Origin of the sequence: Collinsella aerofaciens, from assembly GCF_040910245.1 — a bacterium.
Classification (GTDB): Bacteria; Actinomycetota; Coriobacteriia; order Coriobacteriales; family Coriobacteriaceae; genus Collinsella.
Genome location: NZ_JBDGAY010000013.1, coordinates 42,847 through 60,073 on the forward strand (window position 1 = coordinate 42,847; position 17,227 = coordinate 60,073).

Genomic DNA, 17,227 nt, shown 5'->3' on the forward strand with positions numbered 1-17,227 from the left:
GTGCCGAACTCTGCCGTAAAACCGCTCATCTTGGTCGTTGAGGACGACCCAGCTGTTCGCAACCTTATCGTTGCTGCGCTCGAGGCGCACGGCTTGCGTCATATGGCCGTGGAGACCGCCCATGCCGCCATCGCCGCCGCCTCATCGCAGACGCCGAGCATCGTGCTTCTCGATTTGGGCCTGCCCGATATGGACGGCGTCAAGGTGGTGGAGTCGGTGCGTACATGGTCGGGCATGCCGATCATTGTGGTCTCGGCGCGCAGCGAGGACGCGGACAAGATTCGCGCGCTCGATGCCGGCGCCGACGACTACCTGACCAAGCCGTTTTCGGTCGAGGAGCTGCTCGCGCGCATTCGCACGACGCTCAGGCGTCTCTCGTATGCGCAAACGGGCGGCGTTGCCTCCGAGGGCTCGTTCGATACCGGTGAGCTGCATATCGATTTTGATGCCGGCATCGCCACGATGGATGGCGAGGAGCTGCATCTGACGCCGATCGAGTACAAGCTCCTGTGCCTGCTGGCGCATAACGCCGACAAAGTGCTGACGCACCAGTTTATCCTGCACGAGATTTGGGGCACGGCAACTAAGAGCGACCTGGCGAGCCTGCGTGTCTTTATGGGCACGCTGCGCAAGAAGATCGAGTCCGACCCCGCGCATCCGCGCTATATTCAAACGCATGTGGGTATCGGTTACCGATTGGTCACCCAAGGCTAGATCGCCAGCCACCATCCCAATATGAGTTGCGGTGAAATACGGTCTTAATTTGCCTCATTCCAGGCAAAACAGTCCGTATTCCACCGCAACTTTGTTATTTGCCCTTGGGCTTGCTGGCGTAGAACTTCTTCTTTTTGGGCTTGCCGGCGGGGGAGGGTTTGCCGTTGCCGTGCGGCCCTCGGTCGCCGGCCTGTGCGTGCGCGGGCGCCGTTGCACGAGGCTTGCGGGCCTCGGGGTTACGCAGCTCCTCGGTTCGCTCGGCAATTTCCTCGGCGCTAAAGCCGACCTCGGCCATGGCGTCCTCGATGGGCAGGCGGCGCACGATATAGCAATGATGCACCTTCTGGTTGCGCGCGAAATCCTCGGGGATGGTCTGCGCCGTAATGTCCTCCAGCACCACGCCCGCGCGCGCGAGCTTGCGCGTCTCGGGACGGAAGCCACGCAGGTTGCAGCTAAAGATGGCATGTCCACCCTGTGCGAGCAGGCGCGATACGCCGGCCAAAAGCTCGACATGGTCGCGCTGGACATCCCAGGTGCGACGGCCCATCTTGGACGAGTTCGAGAACGTGGGCGGGTCGACAAAGATCAGGTCCCAGCGGTTGCGCGTCTGGCGCTGGTCACGAATCCAGGCGAGCACGTCGTCGCGCACAAAGTGATGCTGCGGCCCCACAAAGCCGTTCTGACGCATATTGCGCTCGGCCCAGTCCAGGTAGGTGTTGGAAAGATCGACCGTCACGGTCTCCTCGACGCCGCCATCGGCTGCGTAGCAGGTGGCAGTGCCGGTGTAGGCGAACAGGTTGAGGAAGCGGCGCGCCTGCTTGGCATGTTCGCGCACCAGGTTGCGGGTGACGCGGTGATCCAGGAAGATGCCCACATCCAGATAGTCGTCAAAGTTGACGGCAAAGGTAAGGCCGCCCTCTTCGATGAGCGGCAGACGGCGACGTGCGATGTTAGCGCGCTCGCTCGAGCCGCCCTTGCCGGCGCCCTGCTTGCCGTACTGCGAGCCGCCGCGTGAGCGCATGCGGGCCTTGGCGTGCACGTGCTCGGCCGGAACATCCAGGATGCGCGGTGCGATGGCCAAGATGTCGAGCATGCGGGCCTGGGCCAGTGCGGGGTCGATGGTCTTGGGCGCGGCGTATTCGGCGATGACGAGCCAGCGGCCCGGCGTCTGCGGACAGCCCTCGTACAGGTCGATGGCGGCGGAGTAATCGGGTAGGTCGGCATCGTAGACGCGGTAGCAGCTCACGCCCTCGCGCTTGGCCCACTTGCGACGCAGGCGGGCGTTCTTGCGCAGACGGTTGGCGAACTGCTCCGACTCGGGGATGAGCACGGGCAGCGGCTTGCCGTCGCCCAGGTCGAGCGTGGCGGCAGGTTCGGGCATGGGGGTGTTGGCGGCGTTGTCGTTGACTTCGTTGGCATCCGCAACCTCGGCCTCGGCATCCGCACTGGTCGAAGCCTCAAACGCCGCGGCGGCGTGGTCGAGCGAGGGCCAGACTTCGACGGTCGCCTCCTCGTTGTTGGGCATGACGGCGATCGCGCACTCGGGCTCGGCGTGGAGCGCGCGGGCCAGCAATCCGTCGCGGGTGAGCGCGGCGAGCTGCGCCGCGGCAAGCTCGGGCGCGCGGCGCAGCTCACCGACCAGCGTCATGGCGTCGTGCATGAGCGAAAGCGGGGTCTCGGTGGTGTCTGCGACCACGGCGGCGCCGGCGACGGCGCCCGCATGGTCCAGCACGGCGGCGGACTTGGCGGCGCAAAAATCGACAAAGCGCTTGTAGCCGGCGCACTTGACCATGCGCTCGGCGGTCTTGCGGGCGGCGGGGTCAACATCCGCGGCCACGATGCGTGCCTGGCGCTCGCGTGCTGCCGTCTCGCGCTCGCGTGCCTCGGTAAGCAACTGCTCCCACAGAGCGGCGTCGTGCAGCTGCCAGCCCTCAAAGCCCCAGCGCTCGCGTGCGGCGCCCGGGGCGCGGTCGGTCAGAATATTCACGGCCTCCAGCAGCAGACCGCCGCCGGCGCACGAGGCGTCGATCAGCGTAGGCAGCGCTTCGTTTTCGTAATCATCGGCCGTCAGCTCGCGCTCGCACAGTGCAGTCCAGCCGACCTGCGCCAGCACCAGGGCGGCGTAGTCGGGGCGCAGCACGTGCGCGCCCTCGCCGGCGCGGGTCGCGGCGGGCGGCAGGCGCTTGAACAGCGGGTCGCCCGAAAGGTCCAGGCTTATGCTCGCGCGGCGCTGGCGCAGCGAAAGCAGTAGGTGAACATCGGGGTCGGCGGCGTCGACATCGGCGCGACGTCCCGTGGTCTCGGCCAGGCGGTCGCACAGCGCGTCCTTGGCGCGCAGGGCCGAGAAGCGCGTGTTGCGCAGCTGCTCGGTCACGCCGCGGGCTGTGATGGCGATGGTGGCGCCGGGGCGGACGATGCTCTCCCAGGCGATGTCGTAAACGCTATCGTACAGCTCATCGGCATCCTGCGCCTCAAAGCGCCCGACTACCACGAACACGCGGCTCGCCAGGCGCGACCACAGGCACGCGCGATAGCCCTGCTCAAGCTCGCCCTCAAACGTAGCGCGGCCCTTCAGGCGGCGGACATGCGAAAGCCCGAGGCGTTTAAGCTCATCGGCGAGTGCGGACTCAAAGCCCTCGGGGCAGCTTGCGTAAAATTCCATGGGTGACCTCTCTGGTTGCGTCGCTCCATTATATGATGGATGCTTCGTTTGCCCTTATCCTCGAAAGGAACCCATATGATTGATGCGTGCCCCGATTCCGCCGTCCTCTTTTTTGACGTGGACGGCACGCTGACGTCGTTCGATCCCGACGATATGACCGATAAGGACTTTTCGGCGGTTCACCCCTCGCAGACGGTGGTTGAGGCGTTCCGTGCACTGCGCGATGCAGGGCACAAGGCATTTATCTGCACGGGCCGCCCCCTGTGGCTTATCGCCGATAGCCTGCGTGCGCTCGACCCCGCGGGCATCGTTGCCATGGCGGGAGCCACGCTCGAGGTCGAGGGACGCGTGGTACACGAGGACTGCTTTGGCGAGGACGTTATCGAGGAGCTTGCACGCCGTATGGCCGCGGCAGGGATTGAGGCCTTTTTCGAGACCAACGTGGCTACTTTTGCCCTGGAACCCGCGGGTGTTGAGCAGTCGTCTCTGATCGGCACTTCTGTGGCGCACAGCACCGAGGAGATGCGCGTCGACGGCAGTCTGCGCGTGGGCAAGGTAGGCCTCACTGCGCCCAGTTTGGCTCGCGTAGCCAACGATGACGGCTTTATCGATTGCGAGTTTGAGCTGTGCGATACCGGTGGTCAGAATCGCGAGCTGAGCCCCAAGGGCATTGACAAGGGCGTGGGCGTGGCGCGAGCACTGGCGTATCTGGGCCGCGAGGGAAATGCGCGCACCTTTGGCTTTGGCGATTCGGGCAACGACCTGGGCATGCTCGCTGCCGTCGAGACAGCCGTGGCCATGGGCAACGCCATGCCCGAGGTCAAGGCGGTCGCCGACTACGTGACCGACGATGTCGCGCACGACGGTACCGTCACAGCGATGCAGCATTTCGGCCTCATCTAATGAATCCCGCGTTCTGACGTTTGCTCGAACTGCGACTTTCTGCTTTTGCATGCTCAATCGATTTATCAATCCAAACACTGAGGTGTTTATACCGTTCGCCGAGAAGATAAAAACCCGCAGCTCACGCCTTGATAAACATAGGTAAAGTGTTTAGCAGTTTATCGGCCGCATGCAAACGAAAGGAATCAGGCAGATGGCAATCAAGGTGTTCGCTGACGGTGCAAACCTCGAGGGCATGCTCGACATGTACGAGAACGGCAACGTTCAGGGTTTCACGACCAACCCGTCCCTTATGAAGAAGGGCGGCGTGACGGACTACCGCGCGTTTGCCAAGGAGGTCCTGACCCACATCACCGATGTGTCCGTCTCGTTTGAGGTCTTTGCCGATGACGTCGAGACCATGGAGGTCGAGGCTCGCGAGATCGCTACCTGGGCCGACAACGTCTACGTCAAGATTCCGTGCGTGACCACCAAGGGCGAGTCCACCGCCGAGCTGGTCCGCAAGCTTTCGGCCGATGGCATCAAGGTCAACGTCACCACCATCTTTACGCCCGAGCAGGTCGACGAGATGGTCGAGGCCGTTGACGCCGAGACGCCGTCCATCATCTCGCTCTTTGCCGGCCGTATCGCCGATACCGGCGTCGATCCCATTCCGTTTGTGACGGAGTCGGTCAAGAAGGCCGCCGTCAAGCCCAACTGCGAGGTCCTGTGGGCGTCCACGCGCGAGCTCATCAACATCTACCAGGCCGAAGCTTGCGGTTGCCAGATCATCACGGTGCCCAACAGCATCCTGGCCAAGCGCAAGAACATCGGCCGTGACCACTACGAGGTCTCGCTCGACACCGTGCGCGGCTTTGCCAAGGATATCGCCTCGCTCGGCTTCCATATCCTGCCGTAACGCGAACGCTGGCTGCGCCGAGGGTTGTTCGCCCCGGCCTTTCCTTTCCCTATCGCTCACGCGCTTCGCGAGGGTCGCGCTAGGCAAAGGAAAGGCCGGGGCTGCCGACACGAACTTGCTAGTAGGTTGGTGTTTGGCTTCCATATCCTGCCGTGGACAAAGGTACCCCCGCCTGCGACGTGCAAAATCGAGAGTATTCAGCAAGGTAAAGGTTTTTATCAGCTAGCTGAAGCACGGAACAGCCCCCGTTTTGGCTCTGACGACGCTAAAACGGGGGCTGTTTTTGACTTTATTGCCTCTGAGGGGCGTTCGGGGCGGCGGAAATTGCAGAATACTCGCGATTTTGCACGTCGCGAGAGGGGGGACCCTTGCTTTAGGTGGTTTACTTCCCCTGCACCATGGTGAGCGAGATCTTCTTGCGGTCGCGATCGACCTTTTCCACCCACACCTTTACCGTGTCGCCGACGCGTACCACGTCGCTCGGGTGCTTGACGAAGCGGTTAGCCAGCTTGGAGATGTGCACGAGGCCGTCCTGGTGCACGCCGACGTCGACGAAGGCGCCAAAGTCTACGACGTTGCGCACCGTGCCCTTGAGTTCCATGCCGGGCTCCAGGTCATCGATAGAAAGTGCCGAGCGGCTAAAGACCACCTCGGGCGCGTCGTCGCGCGGGTCGCGGCCGGGCTTCTTGAGCTCGTTGACGATGTCGATGAGCGTGAGGGTGCCGCAGTCCAGGTCGCTTGCCAGCGCCGAGATGCTGCCCAGACGGCGCTCAATGTCGGGCACGCCGCCACGGCTGAGCTCGCTGGCTTTAACGCCTGCGCGCTCCAAGACGGACGTGGCCACCTCGTAGCTCTCGGGGTGGACGCTTGTCGCGTCGAGCGGGTTCCTGCCGCCGCTGATGCGCAGGAAGCCCGCGGCGTTGAGATATGCCTTGGGTCCCAGCTTGGGGACCTTCTTGAGCTGGCGGCGATCGGTAAAGGCGCCGTTTTCCTCGCGGTAGGCCACGATGCTCTTGGCCACGCTCGGCGTGATGCCCGATACGTATCCCAGCAGGCTCGCGCTCGCGGTGTTTACGTCGACGCCCACGCGGTTGACGACGTCCTCCACCACGTGGCCCAGGGTGCGCGAAAGCTCTGCCTGGTCAAGGTCGTGCTGGTACTGGCCAACGCCGATGGACTGGGGCGGAATCTTGACGAGCTCTGCCAGCGGGTCTTGCAGACGGCGGCCCAGGCTCATGGCGCCGCGCACGGTGACGTCCAGGTCGGGATACTCCTGGCTTGCGAGTTCGGAGGCGGAGTACACCGACGCGCCGGCTTCGTTGACGATGGTGTAGCGAAGGCTGGGCGCCTGCTCGGCAATGAACTCCGAGACTACTTCCTCGGTCTCGCGGCTAGCGGTGCCGTTGCCGATGACGATGGTGTTGACACCGTCCTTTTTGACGAGGCGAGCGAGCTCGCGCTTGGTGCCGGCGACGTCGTGGCGCGGCTTGGTGGGGTAGACCACGCCGTGGTCGAGTAGCTTGCCGGTCTCGTCCATGACGGCGACCTTGCAGCCGGTGCGGTAGCCCGGGTCGAGCGCGAGCACGCGGGCGCCACGGACGGGGCGTGCCGAGAGCAGGCCCTCGAGATTCTTGGCAAAGACGTTGATGGCCTCGGTCTGTGCACGGACAGTGAGTTTGGCGCGGGCCTCGCGCTCCAGCGAGGGGGCCATGAGGCGCTTGTAGCCGTCGGCGATAGCGGCGTCAAAGACGGGCGCAAACACGCCCTGGCGACGGGGCCAGCGGCTGCCGAGGCGTGCCGTGGCAGCAGTGCCGTCGACGTTCACGCGCACGCGGAGCTTGCCCTCGCGCTCACCGCGGTCGATAGCCAGCACGCGGTGGTTGGGTATACGGCGCAGCGGCTCGTCGAAGTTGTAGTAGGGCTCGTAGGGAGTCTTCTCGGCGGGGTCGGTGGCCTCGACGACGATGTCGGCGGTGTTTTGCGTAAAGGCGCGCAGGTCGGCGACGTTCTCGGGGTCCTCGGCTACCGTCTCGGCCACGATGTCGGCGGCGCCGGCGAGCGCCTTCTCGGGCGTGTCGAAGCCGGCCCCCTCGTTGACGTATGCCGCGGCGGCGTCGAGCGCGCTGCCCTTGGTCGAGGCCTGCATGATGATCATGTTGGCGAGCGGCTCCAGGCCTGCCTCGCGGGCCTTCTGCGCGCGGGTCATGCGCTTTTTGCGGTAGGGCTTGTAGAGGTCCTCGACACGCTGCAGCTGCGTGGCCTCGCGAATCTGCTGCTCGAGTTCGGGCGTGAGCTTGCCCTGGGCGTCGATGAGCAGAATGACGTCCTCTTTGCGCTGCTCAAGATTGCGCAGGTAGGACAGGCGCTCGTCGAGTGCGCGCAGGGCGACGTCGTCCATGCCGCCCGTGGCTTCCTTGCGGTAGCGCGAGATAAAGGGGATGGTGTTGCCCTCGTCGATGAGCTTGACGGCTGCCTCGACGTTGGCGGCCTTGAGGTTGAGCTCGCCGGCGAGCTGGGCGATAAGATCCATGGGACTCCTTGCGTTTGAGGTACGTTTGCAGCGCAGAGCTACCAAGGATACCACCCGTCCCAAAAGACTGTTTTGGGGCTGCGTCACGAAAACGGCCTATCTACTACGTTTGAACCGTATGGGTCGACCATCCCCCGGTTTTCCGAGAATACGCAAGCCGTCTACCTGCGGTTTTAATTTCGCGAAATTCGGCATGGTTGAGGGTAATCGGTTAAACGTAGTAGATAGGCCCATTTGGTGGCGAACGAATCAAGCCGAGGTGCAAAATAGCCCCCGCCCCAGAAAAATCGTCGTTAAGGTAGCAAAAAGCCCCGCGGGCAGGAGGCTGCTCGCGGGGCAAAGAAGAGGGGCATATTTGTGGCGGACCGAGGGGTTCGGCATGGGGTTTCTGCCGCGGCCGCTCTTAAGGCATTACAGCTCGACAAGCTGGCCGGTCTCGGCGGCCTCCTTGATGGCGTTAAGCAGCGTGAGCGTCTTAACGTTGTCGGCGGGGGTCACGACGGGCTCGACCTCGCGGCGAACGACCTTCACAAAGTGCTTGAGCTGCATCTTGTGCGGCAGCGCCGGGTCGACGGCCGGAATCTCCATCTGCAGCGGCTTGTGCCAGTTGGAGGCTCCGTCGTAGGAGAACTGGTGCAGGCGGGGCAGCGAAAGGGCACCCAAGGTTCCGCCAATAAAGTAGGCGTCGGCGTCGAAGGGGCGGTACTGCGGATCCTCGCGAGCGGTGGCCTCCCAGTTCCAGGGGCTGGCGGTGGCGTCGGAGATGGTCATGCTCGCAAGCGCGCCATCGGCAAAACGGACGTTGACCACGGCGGAGTCCTCGGTCTCAAAACCGCGGGCGGCGCTGGACTGCATACCCTGGACAGCAACGGGCTCGCCCAGCAGGTAACGGAGCAGGTCGACGTCGTGCACCAGGTTGACCAGGATCGGGCCGGCACCCTTCTTGCGGCGCCACTCGACATCGAAGTACTCGTCATTCTTATAGATCATGTAGTGGAAGCTCGACACGGTGAGCTTGCCCAGCTCGCCGGACTCGATGATCTCCTTGGCCTTGTTGACGAAGGGGTTGTGGCGACGGTGCTGACCCACGAGCACGGGCACGCCGGCGGTCTCGGCCTCGGCGGCGAAGGCCTGGGCATCCTCCAGGTCGTTGGAGATCGGCTTTTCGACCAGCGGCACGATGTTGCGCTTCACAGCCTCGCGGGCAACGCCCAGGTGTAGGTCGTTGGGCGTGGCGATGATGACGGCCTCGGGCTTGACCTCGTCCATCATCTGGGCGGGATCGGTATAAAACGGCACGCCGGCGGCCTCGGCCGTGGCGCGGGCGCCCTCAAAGGCGTCGGCGATGGCGACGAGCTCGGCCTCGGGCTCCTCGGTGACAAAGCGGATGTGGTTGCGGCCCATGGCGCCGGCGCCGATAACGGCAATGCGGACGGGGTTGAGCTCAGACATTTCGACTCCTTAATACTGGTGGCGGTGGAATGCGACAAAGGGGCAGTCCCTTTGTCGCATTGGCAATTACTAAGCGGACTTCTTCTTGCTGTCGGAGACCATCATGTAGACGGTGAGCACGACGGCGATGGCGGCGATCACGATGGCGCCGTAGAAGGACTGCTGGTAGGCGGCGCTGCCGGCCTCGGCGTGATACAGCACGGCGGTGATGGGCTGGCTGATCCAGGTGGAGGCGGCGTAACCCAAAAACATGATGCCGTAGTTGACGCCGATGTTGCTGGTGCCGAAGGCGCCACCGGTGAGCGGCGGGTAGATGACGAGCAGGGCGCCAAAGCTAAAGCCGAGCAGGGCGAGCGCCACAAAGAACATACTCTGCGTAAAGCTCATCGACATGATGACGAGTGCGACGATGGTGACGACAAGGCTGATGAGCAGCGACTTATAGGCGCCGAGCTTGTCGATGATCTGGCCAAAGGACAGACGACCAACCAGGTTGGCGCAGGTGTTGACGGAGACCACTACACCGCCGAGGGCGACGGCCGCGGCGCTCGTGGGGTCGGCGAAAAGCTGGACGGCGGCGATGGAGGCAACCTTGCCCACGAGCAGGGTGCCCGCGGTGGCGGCAAAGGCGAAGGTGACGATGAGGACCCAGAAGCGCGGGGCCTTGACCATCTCGCCCGGGGTGAGGTCGCCGAAGGTGCCGGCATGCGCGCCGCCCTTGGGGGCCTCGAAGCCCTCGGGCAGCCAACCGGCCTCGGGGGCCTTCAGGAACAGGGCGGAGGCGGCGATCGTCACAAAGAAGATGACGCCGAGTGCCTTGAGGGCGCCAAAGATGCCCAGGCTCGGGATGAGCAGCGAGGCGAGCACCGGGGACAGCACGGCGGGGCCGGCGGTCGAAGCGGCCAGGGTGATGCCGGAGGCGAGCCCCTTCTTGTCAATGAACCACTTTTGGCCGGTGGTGAGCGCCGGGTTGTAGCCCAGACCGTTGCCGATGGCGGCGACGAGCGAGAACCACAGGTAGAACTGCCACGGCTCGGTGACGGTGCCGGACATGAACCAGCCCAGGCCGTAGCACACGGCGGCAGCGATCACGACGTTGCGCGGACCGATCTTGTCGGAGATGCGGCCGGCGAAGATGCCCGTCACGGCCATGATGGTCTGGAAGACCGGGAACGCCCAGGTAAGGGCGCTCGACCACTCGGGGTAGACGGCGAGCAGGTTCTTGCTCACGACGGAATACAGCGCGATGGAGCTGATGAAGAACATGGTGACGCACGCGGCGGAAAGCACGACGGCGCGACCCTTGTTGGAGTTGGTGGAAGCCATTGGACTCTTTCTCATCGATACGGGGGAGGGGCGGGCGTGTCCGCGGGGCCTCCCTGTTAGGTTGGTTTACTGGTCAGTCGGCTTGGCGACGCCGGACTCATCGGACCAGAGCTCGACACCCTTGTTCTTAAGGTAGTTGTCGGCGTATGCGCGACGGCCGCCGGGCTTGGCGGTGAGGTCGCCCATCATGTTGGAGAAGCCGCCGTCGACCTTGATGGCGTCGCCGGTGGTAAAGTCCGAGCGCTTGGACGCCAGAAACATGACGGCGTTGGCGATATCGCTGACCTCGCCGATGCGACGCGTGGCGATCAGACGGCTGCGGCTCTTCTCTACCTCGGGGTCGGCATAGAAGTTGGCCGACATCGGGGTCTTGACGAAGCAGGGCTCGACGCAGTTGGAGCGCACGCCGTAGGGGCCCCATTCGGCAGCCAGCATCTTGGACATCATGTTGACGCCCGCCTTGGTGGAGCTGTACACGCCCGAGAACGTTTCGGGGGAGTGGCTGGCAACGGTCGAGATGTGCACCAGGCGACCCTGGCCGGCCTTGATCATCTCACGGCCAAAGCGCTGCGAGGTGATGAAGTAACCGGTGAGGTTGACGTTGATGACCTCGTTCCAGTCGGAGAGCGGCAGGTCTTCCATGGCTGCGAAGCGCAGGATACCGGCGGTGTTGACGAGAACGTCGACGTGGCCGAAGTCGGCGATGGTGGCATCGACGGCGGCCTGAACCTCGGCCTCGTCGGTGGCGTTCATCTTGTAGCCCTCGGCGTGGATGCCAAACTCGGCGGCGAGGTCGGCGGCTGCGGCCTTGACCTTTTCCTCGTCCAGGTCGAGCAGGACGACATTGGCGCCGTTGCGGGCGAACTCGCGGCAGATCTCGACGCCCATACCGCCGAGTGCGCCAGTCACGGCGCAGACATCGCCCTCGAGCTTAAGCCAGTTGCTCATAGGAACTTCCCTTCTTGTGCCTCCCGGTGGGTCGCTCCCATTAACCGACCCACGTGGTTTTCGCTGGTTATCGTATGCTTTGCATTTGCGCAGGTGAATTGCATATTTGTTAGAATAGCGTTAACCGTAGGTTTACACTGTGCGATGCAGTTTATTCTCAATTGAGCGCGTGACCTGCGAAAACAACCCCCTGTGGCCCCATGCGGTCACGGGCGCGAAAACGGGAGATTGACGTGTACGATCGACGACTCGAGGCCATATCGGCCGCCGCGGAGCTGGGAAGCTTCTCGCGTGCGGCGGCAAAATTGCGTGTGTCGACTCCGGCGCTCGTCAAGCAGGTGTCGGGCTTCGAGGCCGAGTTTGGCGTCACGTTGTTCGAGCGCTCGCACTCGGGCGTCAAGGTGACGCCGGCGGGCGCTCTGCTGGTGGACGACGCACGCTCGATCATGCGGCAGTCCGAGGACGCGCTGCGCCGTGCCCGACGCGCGGCGGGCGATGGCGGTGCCGTGCGCCTGGGCGTGTCGATGATGTGCCCGGGGCGCCAAACGCTGTCGATGTGGACGGGCATCCACGAGCTGGAGCCATCGTTGCGATTTGAGATCGCGCCGGTAAGCGACCTCTACGACGAGCGCGAATCCGTCATGCGCAGCTTGGGCCGCGAGGTCGATGTGGTGCAGTCGAGTTTTTCGACCCCGCGCTGGGGCGACACCTGCCAAAAGCTCCGCATCGTCAACGTGCCGTTTTATATCGACGTGCCGCGCACGAGCCCGCTGGCGCGCAAGACACGCATTACGGTCGCCGACTTGGAGGGCATGCGCCTGCGCGTGCTCCGCCACGGCAACGACGCCATGGACAGCCTGCGCATCGACCTGTTGGCCGACGGCGGCGTGGACGTGATCGACGTGGATAGCTTCGACTTTGCGCTCTTTAACGAGGCGGAGGAAAAGGGTGACGCGGTGCTCACCTGCGGAGCGTGGTCGGGGGTGCACCCGGCCTTTGTGGGCGTGCCGTTCCTGTGCGGTCGCGAGGTACCGGTCTTTCTGCACTACCCGCTCGAGCCCACCCTCCAAGTCCAAAAATTCGTGAACGCCATGGCCCAACTCCTCAAGTAGCTCACCTGGAACGGGACTTTTTTGACTCCTTACAAAATGAGGCCCTGGCCAAACGGCCAGGGCCTCACCACTTCTTTTTAGGCTGCGAGAAAAGGCTGCGCGTAGGAGTTCCCCGAGGGAGACGGGGTGTTTGCTCCGCGCGCAGTTTCGCAGCGAAGCGAGAATGTTTGAGCACGGAGTAAACACCCCGTCTCCCTCGGGGAACTCCGTTGGGAGCGTTGGGGCTGTTTTGAGCTACTCCAGCTCAAACGCTCCGGTGTAGAGCTGGTAGTAATACCCGCGCTTGGCGATCAGCTCGTCGTGGTTGCCGCGCTCGATGATGCGGCCGTGGTCCAGACAGATGATCGCGTCGGAGTTGCGCACGGTGGACAGGCGGTGCGCGATGACAAACGTCGTGCGACCCTCCATGAGCTTGTCCATGCCCGCTTGCACGATGGCCTCGGTGCGGGTGTCGATGGAGCTCGTGGCCTCGTCCAGAATCATCGCCGGCGGATCGGCGACGGCGGCGCGTGCGATCGAAATCAGCTGGCGCTGGCCCTGCGACAGCTGCGCGCCGTTGCCGGTGAGCATCGTGTCGTAGCCGTCGGGCAGGCGGGTGATAAAGTCGTCCGCGCCCGCGAGCTTGGCCGCCGCGATGCACTCCTCGTCGGTGGCGTCCAGGTTGCCGTAGCGGATGTTATCCATCACGGTGCCGGTGAACAGGTTCACGTCCTGCAGCACCACGCCCAGCGAGCGGCGCAGATCGGCCTTGCGGATCTTGTTGACGTTGATGCCGTCGTAGCGGATCTTGCCATCGGCGATGTCATAGAAACGGTTGATGAGGTTGGTGATGGTCGTCTTGCCGGCACCGGTGGCACCGACAAACGCGACCTTCTGGCCCGGCTTAGCAAACACGGACACGCCGTGCAGCACCTCGTGGTCGGGCGTGTAGCCAAAGTCGACGTTGTCCATGACCAGGTCGCCGCGCAGCGGTACGTACTCGATCTCGCCGGTCGCGCGGTGCGGATGCTTCCACGCCCACATGCCGGTGTGGTGGTCGGCCTCCTCGAGCTGCCAGGTATCGGGGTTCACCTGCGCGTTGACGAGCGTCACGTAGCCTTCGTCGGCCTCGGGCTCCTCGTCGATGAGCTCAAAGATGCGGTCGGCGCCGGCGAGGCCCATGACCACGGCGTTGATCTGCTGCGAGATCTGACCGATCTGTCCGCAGAACTGCTTGGTCATGTTGAGGAACGGCACCACGACGGCGATGGACAGCGTCATGCCCGAGATGCTCAGGTTGGGCACGCCCAGCGCCAGGAAAATGCCGCCTGCCAGTGCGACCAGCACGTAGAGCAGGTTGCCCAGGTTCATAAGGATAGGCATGAGGATGTTGGCGTACATGTTGGCCTTCTGCGAGACCTCGAAGAGCTTTTCGTTGCGCTCGTCAAAATCAGCCTCGGCGGCAGACTCGTGGCAGAATGCCTTGACAACCTTCTGGCCGTTCATGACTTCCTCGATATGGCCCTCGACCACGCCGAGCTCGGACTGCTGCGCAATAAAGAAACGCGCGGAGTTGGAGCCGAGCAGCTTGGTCATAAAGGTCATAAAGACGACGCCGGCCACAATGACCAGGCACATCCACACGCTGTAGTACAGCATGATAAAGAATACCGTGACGATGACGATGGTCGTCATGAGCAGGTTGGGCAGCGACTGGCTGATCATCTGGCGCAGCGTGTCGATGTCGTTGGTGTAGTGGCTCATGATGTCGCCGCGCTGGTGCGTGTCGAAGTAGCGAATCGGCAGGTCCTGCATGCGGTTGAACATCTTCTCGCGCAGCTTCTCGAGCGAGCCCTGCGTGACGATGGCCATGGCGCGGTTCCAGAAGAGCGAAGACAGGATGCCGACGCCGTAGATGCAGGCGAGGGTAGTCACGAGCTGTGCGATCTTGGGCTGTGCGGCTTCCCAATCGCCCGACTGCCACGATTCGCTAATAATCTGCAGGGCGCTCTGAAGGAAGGTCGCGCCGATGGAGTTGATGATGGCGCAGAGCACCACGCCGACGACGACGAGGGGCAAAAGCACGGGGTAGAAGCCAAAGAGCGTCTTGATGAGGCGCGACATGGTGCCGCCCTTGCGGTTGAGCGCGCGCTCGGCGGTCGTTGCCTTACTCATGTGCCTCGCCTCCTTCCTGGGTCTGAGCTTGCGTTGCGGATGCCTCGGTGTCGGCCTCGACGGCCCCTTCGCCCTCGGCAGACATCTTGTTTTGCGAGGTAAAGGTCTCGCGGTAGATCTCGCTTGTCTTAAGCAGCTCGTCATGGTTGCCGATTTGCGCGATGCGGCCACCTTCCATGACGATGATGCGGTCTGCGTCCTGCACGGAGCTAATGCGCTGGGCGATGATGAGCTTGGTCGTGTTAGGCAGATAGCTTGCCAGCCCTGCGCGAATCTTGGCGTCGGTCTTGGTGTCGACGGCGCTGGTGGAGTCGTCCAGGATCAAGATCTTGGGGCGACGCAGCAGGGCACGCGCAATGCACAGGCGCTGCTTCTGACCGCCGGAAACATTGGAGCCGCCCTGCTCGATCCAGGTGTCGTAGCCCTTGGGGAAACCGTCGACAAACTCATCGGCGCAGGCCAGATGTGCCGCCTCGCGGACCTCCTCGTCGGTGGCATTCGGGTCGCCCCAGCGCAGATTTTCGGCGATGGTGCCGCTAAACAGCACGTTTTTCTGTAGCACCATGGCGACCTGGTGGCGCAGGGCGTCCAGGTCGTAGTCGCGCACGTCCATGCCGCCCACGCGCACGGTGCCTTCGGTGGCGTCGTACAGGCGGGCGATGAGGTTTACAAGCGTGGACTTGGCCGAGCCAGTGCCGCCGATGATGCCGATGGTCTCGCCGCTCTTAATGTGCAGGTCGATATCGTCGAGCGCCTGGCGCTTCGCATGCGCGGAATACTTAAAGCTCACGTGGTCAAAGTCGATGGAACCGTCGACAACCTCGAGCACGGGCTCGGCGGGATTGGCGATCGTGGGCTCGGCGGCCAACACCTCGGTAATGCGGTGCGCCGATTCGTCGGCCATGGTCACCATGACAAAGATCATCGACAGCTGCATCAGGCTCATAAGGATCTGGAAACCATAGGTAAAGATCGAGGAGAGCTGGCCCACATCGAACAGCGTGCCCTGGCTCGTGATGATGAGCTTGGAGCCCAGGTAGATGATGACGACAAACGCGCCGTTGACGCAGATGTTCATCATGGGGTTGTTAAAGGCCAGCAGTTTCTCGGCGCGGGTGAAGTCCATCTGGACGTCGCGCGCGGCGGTCGCGAACTTCTCCTTCTCAAAGTCTTCGCGCACATAGCTCTTGACCACGCGCATGCCGGTGACGTTTTCCTCGACAGACTCGTTAAGTGCGTCGTACTTGTGGAACACGCGCGAGAAGATGGGGCGCACCTTAAAGATGATAAAGAACAGTCCAAAGCCCAGTAGCGGAATGATGACCAGGTAGACCATGGCGACGCTGCCGCCCATGATAAACGCCATGGTAAAGGCGAAGATCAATACCAGCGGCGCGCGCACGGCGATACGGATAATCATCATAAAGGCCTGCTGCACGTTGTTGATGTCGGTGGTCAGGCGCGTGACGAGCGAGGAGCTCGAGAACTCATCGATGTTGGCAAAGCTGAACGTCTGGATCTTGTAGAACAGGTCGTGACGCAGGTTCTTGGCGAAGCCGCAGCTCGCATGGCTGCAGGTGACGCCGGCAGCGGCGCCAAAAGCAAGCGACGTCAGCGCGATGAGCACCAAAAAGCCTGCGGTGGGAAGCATCTCGGCTACGGTGGTGCCGTCTTTGATGGCGTCGATCAGGTTGGCGGTGATAAATGGAATCAGCATCTCGCAGAGCACCTCGCCAAGCACGAGCAATGGCGTGGCAACAGCGACTTTCATATAGTCGCGGATGCTGCCCATGAGGGTTTTAATCATCCAGTTCCTCCCAGGTTACACGGATTTTCTCGAGCATTTCGGCGAGCTGCTCGCGCTCGTCGTGAGTGAGGGCACTAAAGGCCCGTTCTCTAAAGCGGATGCGGGCCGCCTGGTCGATGCGGGCGTTTTCCCGGCCGGTTTCGGTCAGGCGAATGGTGAGTTGCCGTCGATCCTTGGGGTTACGGCTGCGCTCGATGAGGCCGTTGACCTCGAGCTTGGACAGGATCTCGGAAAGCGACCCCGGCTTGAGGTCAAAGTGCATGCCGAGTTCCTGCTGCGACATCTCGCCGCCGGGCTGCTTGGCCAGCAGGCAGATGATGGGCGCCTTGCCGGACACGCCTCCGCCATGAAAATGCATGTAATGGCCGCAAAAACCCAGGCCGCTCAGGATGCGCTTGGCGAGTTTGTCTTCGGCGCTGACCGCTTCGGGTATGTCTACCGGTTGCGACGGGTCACCGCCGGGCTCGTGCGAACAAAGGTTAAGAGGTTCATCGCACATGAATTAGTGTTGCTCCTTTCTTTAGTTAGGTAGTGGAATTGTTTTGTGCCTAACCAATTTAGGAGCGTGAGAAATCAATGTCAAGGTACCAAACTTATTAAGTTACGGCGTTTTGCCAAACGCCGTAACCGCTCGACGCTGCAAACCCGCCAGAGCGGCAATCTGCCTTTCAACTTCGGCGGCATGACCAGAAGGTCAATGCCGCCTTGTTTCAAGGCACCT

General features: G+C 62.9%; 12 protein-coding genes. 4 read left to right on the forward strand and 8 right to left on the reverse strand.

Annotation, left to right across the window (positions count from 1 at the left end; all coding sequences use genetic code 11):
• Positions 1 to 714 (forward strand): response regulator, encoded by a 714-nt coding sequence (locus AB5Z20_RS06025; RefSeq protein ID WP_368156664.1) that lies wholly within the window; start codon positions 1 to 3, stop codon positions 712 to 714.
• 94 nt (positions 715 to 808) lie between these two features.
• On the opposite strand, the gene rlmKL is transcribed toward AB5Z20_RS06025, so the two are convergent.
• Entirely contained in the window at positions 809 to 3,376 is a 2,568-nt protein-coding gene (gene rlmKL, locus AB5Z20_RS06030) for a bifunctional 23S rRNA (guanine(2069)-N(7))-methyltransferase RlmK/23S rRNA (guanine(2445)-N(2))-methyltransferase RlmL (RefSeq protein WP_368156663.1), read from the reverse strand.
• Positions 3,377 to 3,451: 75 nt separating this feature from the next.
• On the opposite strand from rlmKL, the gene AB5Z20_RS06035 reads away from it, so the two are divergent.
• Positions 3,452 to 4,279 (forward strand): HAD-IIB family hydrolase, encoded by an 828-nt coding sequence (locus tag AB5Z20_RS06035; RefSeq protein WP_368156662.1) that lies wholly within the window; start codon positions 3,452 to 3,454, stop codon positions 4,277 to 4,279.
• 193 nt (positions 4,280 to 4,472) lie between these two features.
• Positions 4,473 to 5,177, forward strand: coding sequence for a transaldolase (locus AB5Z20_RS06040; protein ID WP_368156661.1), 705 nt, complete (start codon positions 4,473 to 4,475; stop codon positions 5,175 to 5,177).
• Positions 5,178 to 5,559: 382 nt separating this feature from the next.
• Here the strand turns inward: AB5Z20_RS06040 and AB5Z20_RS06045 are convergent, their stop codons facing one another.
• The 4 genes from AB5Z20_RS06045 to AB5Z20_RS06060 all read right to left on the reverse strand — a co-directional run bounded on the left by AB5Z20_RS06045 (position 5,560) and on the right by AB5Z20_RS06060 (position 11,433).
• Entirely contained in the window at positions 5,560 to 7,707 is a 2,148-nt protein-coding gene (locus AB5Z20_RS06045) for a Tex family protein (protein ID WP_368156660.1), read from the reverse strand.
• A gap of 411 nt (positions 7,708 to 8,118) precedes the next feature.
• A complete protein-coding gene (locus tag AB5Z20_RS06050; protein WP_117655361.1) occupies positions 8,119 to 9,159 on the reverse strand; it encodes a Gfo/Idh/MocA family oxidoreductase in 1,041 nt (346 codons plus the stop codon).
• Positions 9,160 to 9,228: 69 nt separating this feature from the next.
• Entirely contained in the window at positions 9,229 to 10,485 is a 1,257-nt protein-coding gene (locus tag AB5Z20_RS06055; RefSeq protein ID WP_368156659.1) for an MFS transporter, read from the reverse strand.
• Positions 10,486 to 10,551: 66 nt separating this feature from the next.
• Positions 10,552 to 11,433, reverse strand: coding sequence for an SDR family NAD(P)-dependent oxidoreductase (locus tag AB5Z20_RS06060; RefSeq protein WP_195246938.1), 882 nt, complete (start codon positions 11,431 to 11,433; stop codon positions 10,552 to 10,554).
• Between the two features lie 233 nt (positions 11,434 to 11,666).
• Here AB5Z20_RS06060 and AB5Z20_RS06065 point away from each other — a divergent pair, with 233 nt between their 5' ends.
• Positions 11,667 to 12,545 (forward strand): LysR family transcriptional regulator, encoded by an 879-nt coding sequence (locus AB5Z20_RS06065; RefSeq protein WP_349090466.1) that lies wholly within the window; start codon positions 11,667 to 11,669, stop codon positions 12,543 to 12,545.
• Between the two features lie 234 nt (positions 12,546 to 12,779).
• Here the strand turns inward: AB5Z20_RS06065 and AB5Z20_RS06070 are convergent, their stop codons facing one another.
• From AB5Z20_RS06070 to AB5Z20_RS06080, 3 genes are read right to left on the reverse strand one after another with little or no spacing between them, the layout of a single operon-like run.
• Positions 12,780 to 14,699, reverse strand: coding sequence for an ABC transporter ATP-binding protein (locus AB5Z20_RS06070; protein ID WP_215693947.1), 1,920 nt, complete (start codon positions 14,697 to 14,699; stop codon positions 12,780 to 12,782).
• Positions 14,692 to 16,506 carry an ABC transporter ATP-binding protein gene (locus tag AB5Z20_RS06075; protein WP_368156658.1) on the reverse strand — a complete coding sequence of 605 codons (1,815 nt, stop codon included), beginning with the start codon at positions 16,504 to 16,506 and terminating at the stop codon, positions 14,692 to 14,694. Before AB5Z20_RS06075 ends, AB5Z20_RS06070 begins: the two co-directional genes overlap by 8 nt.
• The gene (locus AB5Z20_RS06080; protein ID WP_006235682.1) at positions 16,499 to 17,005 is read right to left on the reverse strand and encodes a MarR family winged helix-turn-helix transcriptional regulator; all 507 of its coding nucleotides are present in this window, start codon (positions 17,003 to 17,005) and stop codon (positions 16,499 to 16,501) included. Before AB5Z20_RS06080 ends, AB5Z20_RS06075 begins: the two co-directional genes overlap by 8 nt.
• Positions 17,006 to 17,227: the final 222 nt, after the last annotated feature.